Source organism: Pseudomonas sp. HMWF006 (genome assembly GCF_003061205.1).
GTDB classification, from domain to species: domain Bacteria; phylum Pseudomonadota; class Gammaproteobacteria; order Pseudomonadales; family Pseudomonadaceae; genus Aquipseudomonas; species Aquipseudomonas monsensis.
In genome coordinates this window covers 1-2,303 of record NZ_QAIU01000621.1, presented here as the reverse complement: position 1 = coordinate 2,303, position 2,303 = coordinate 1, and the positions used below count along the sequence as shown (strand labels likewise).

Genomic DNA, 2,303 nt, shown 5'->3' with positions numbered 1-2,303 from the left:
GTGCTGCCGGTGGTGCCGTGGGCGCCAACCTGGCCAAAGGTCACAAGCGTCACTGAGAGTGAACGCTTGTCAGAAAAAGCCCGACTCAATGTCGGGCTTTTTCGTGGCTGAACGTTTTCCCGGGAAATGTCTCCAATTGACATAAGCCCTGTGGGTATACCGTCCCGGTTCGGGAACTGTGAGGTTCAAATGCGTTTGTCATTATCTGCACTGTTTTTCGGATTAGTGATCGCTCAAGGCGCAATGGCCGCCGGAGATGGCAGCGCTGCCGTCGGTGGCGGACTGGGCGGTGTGCTTGGTAACGTGGTCGGTGGCCAGCTCGGCGGCAGCACCGGTGCAGCGGTCGGCGCAGGTGTCGGTGGCGCGGCGGGCGGCGCGGTCGGAGCGAATAAACACAATCGCACCGAAGCTGCCATTGGTGGTGGCCTCGGCGCAGCGGGCGGCTCAGTGCTGGGTAACAGCCTGGGCGGCTCCACCGGTTCTGCCATCGGTGCAGGTTTGGGCGGCGCGGCCGGTGGTGCAGTGGGCAACAACATGGGTGATGACGGCGGAAAAGCCCATTCTGGTGGTGGCCACAAGCACAATAAGTACAAACATAAAAATCGACATCATTGATCGAATATCGAAAACCAACCCGGCCCGGCGCCGGGTTTTTCGTTTCTGGCGGTCGGATGCTGGAACGATTGGCTGTAGGGCTTTTCGAAGGTAATACACTCACCAGACGCAGAGGTTTGCCATGACTCCCGAAACTGAAGGCAAGGAAGAGAAGGGCCCGAGCGGGTTGCCGTTTATCAATGATCCGGGGAACGAGGCCCCGGGGTCGTTGATGGACGATGCAACGGTGCCGTTGAATGATTCCGATGATGCTTTGGATGAGGAGTATGAAGAGGAAGAGGATGAGCAGTGATTGCTTGGCCGTTGGGTCGAATGTGATTCTGAATTTGAATCTTCAGGGCCTGAGGTTCTATCAGGCCCTCTGCGAAATTTCGTTAGCTATTTAACAGCGCGGGACATCAATCCTTCCGCGCTGATTTTAATGAAGGGTCCATTCAGGTGGGGGTATTCGTAATGGATATCCTGATCGGTAAAATCGACAAACGATTGGAATAGGTCTTCATCCAAGTAGCCACAAACATCGCTAGAAAATCCACCATCATGCATCTCGATCTGCTGGTTTTCGCATTCGGTAGCTGCCACGCACTCTTCATCAGGCAACAGCAATTCGAACTAGATTTTCCAATCTCGATTTCCGAAGGGCTGAAGCTTGAGAAGGACCTGACTCTAATGCCCTCAACAATTAGCGAAATAGCGTCCGCTACAATTGGTCTATTTCGACGACTAATGCGTTGTATACCTTACTCATGAGGACGCTAGCGATGCTAGCCACGAGCGGTAGAAATCCTTTTGCTCCTCTATATCATTTGTAAGGTCTCTGTCTTCGTAATCAAAAATCCGAACAATATCCTCATCTTCTGCAGGTTTTCCTTGTTGCATTTCATAGGCAACGAGTCCGCAAGACATTTGTGAACTCATGCTGGATGGATGAACATTGAGTTTGGAGCCTTTGCATAAAAACTGTATCTCCGGAAACTCCGCCCTCAACGCGCCAAAGCAGCCGTATAAGTCATATGAGGTGTAGCGCCTTGTCAGGCCGTTTTTTCTAGTAAAGGCCAGTGCTTTATTCTTCCGGTCGCATTCAATGATCGCGGTTTCCAATCCTTGGGCCGTTAGTATCTGGATGTTGATTGGATTCATCATTTTTTCCTGTTCGGGTTGAGCACCGAATAGCCTTTATAGCTGCCATCTTCATGGACAGGTGTAGCTCCCACGATATCTTGGCTTTTGACGCCTCCTGGGATTGCAATTTCCACCTCTCGCCGATGAGGTGACAAAGCTCCAAGCTCTTTGTTCACGTCAATTCCCTTGACGTTTTTTAGAACATAGATATACCCATCTGCAATTCCATATCCTGTCGCAAATTTCGTTGCCTGTTGTTCCGAAATTGAGGTGCTAATGTACCAACTCGGAGGGATTTTATTATCTAGCGCATGGAGAAACAGGTCTTTACTGTCGCCCCACGGCTCAAATCCAGTTTCGAAAATCTCCCAAGGCTCTCGGTCATCACCCCTGAACAGATATTGGTTTTCCTGTTTAGGTGCGGGCGTCGCGGGCTCTTTCGTATCAACACCAGCGTTGCTCAATGGGGCATCGAGATTGGAAGGAGTACGACAGTTTTTTGCTCCGGGACAATCACTCAACCCCAACGGATCCACCCACCGCGTCGGATTCGGCACGTACTGGTA

The 2,303-nt window shown here is 51.6% G+C and carries 5 protein-coding genes; 2 read left to right on the top strand and 3 right to left on the bottom strand.

The window, feature by feature from the left end:
* Window positions 1–189 precede the first annotated feature (189 nt).
* Both DBR24_RS28815 and DBR24_RS31175 read left to right on the top strand, forming a co-directional pair.
* Window positions 190–615 carry a YMGG-like glycine zipper-containing protein gene (locus DBR24_RS28815; RefSeq protein ID WP_128616397.1) on the top strand — a complete coding sequence of 142 codons (426 nt, stop codon included), beginning with the start codon at window positions 190–192 and terminating at the stop codon, window positions 613–615.
* Between the two features lie 121 nt (window positions 616–736).
* Window positions 737–907, top strand: coding sequence for a hypothetical protein (locus DBR24_RS31175; RefSeq protein WP_177490699.1), 171 nt, complete (start codon window positions 737–739; stop codon window positions 905–907).
* Window positions 908–993: 86 nt separating this feature from the next.
* On the opposite strand, the gene DBR24_RS28810 is transcribed toward DBR24_RS31175, so the two are convergent.
* The 3 genes from DBR24_RS28810 to DBR24_RS28800 form a co-directional block, all read right to left on the bottom strand.
* The gene (locus tag DBR24_RS28810) at window positions 994–1,197 is read right to left on the bottom strand and encodes a hypothetical protein (protein ID WP_128616396.1); all 204 of its coding nucleotides are present in this window, start codon (window positions 1,195–1,197) and stop codon (window positions 994–996) included.
* A 162-nt stretch (window positions 1,198–1,359) separates the two neighbouring features.
* Window positions 1,360–1,755 carry a hypothetical protein gene (locus DBR24_RS28805; protein WP_128616395.1) on the bottom strand — a complete coding sequence of 132 codons (396 nt, stop codon included), beginning with the start codon at window positions 1,753–1,755 and terminating at the stop codon, window positions 1,360–1,362.
* On the bottom strand, window positions 1,755–2,303 hold a 549-nt coding region (locus DBR24_RS28800), incomplete at its 5' end, for an enterotoxin A family protein (protein WP_305889154.1). The genes DBR24_RS28805 and DBR24_RS28800, both read right to left, overlap by 1 nt.

Coding starts and splice junctions, on each gene's coding strand:
- DBR24_RS28815 (WP_128616397.1), top strand. CDS start 190: ATGCGTTTGTCATTATCTGCACTGTTTTTCGGATTAGTGATCGCTCAA.
- DBR24_RS31175 (WP_177490699.1), top strand. CDS start 737: ATGACTCCCGAAACTGAAGGCAAGGAAGAGAAGGGCCCGAGCGGGTTG.
- DBR24_RS28805 (WP_128616395.1), bottom strand. CDS start 1,755: ATGAATCCAATCAACATCCAGATACTAACGGCCCAAGGATTGGAAACC.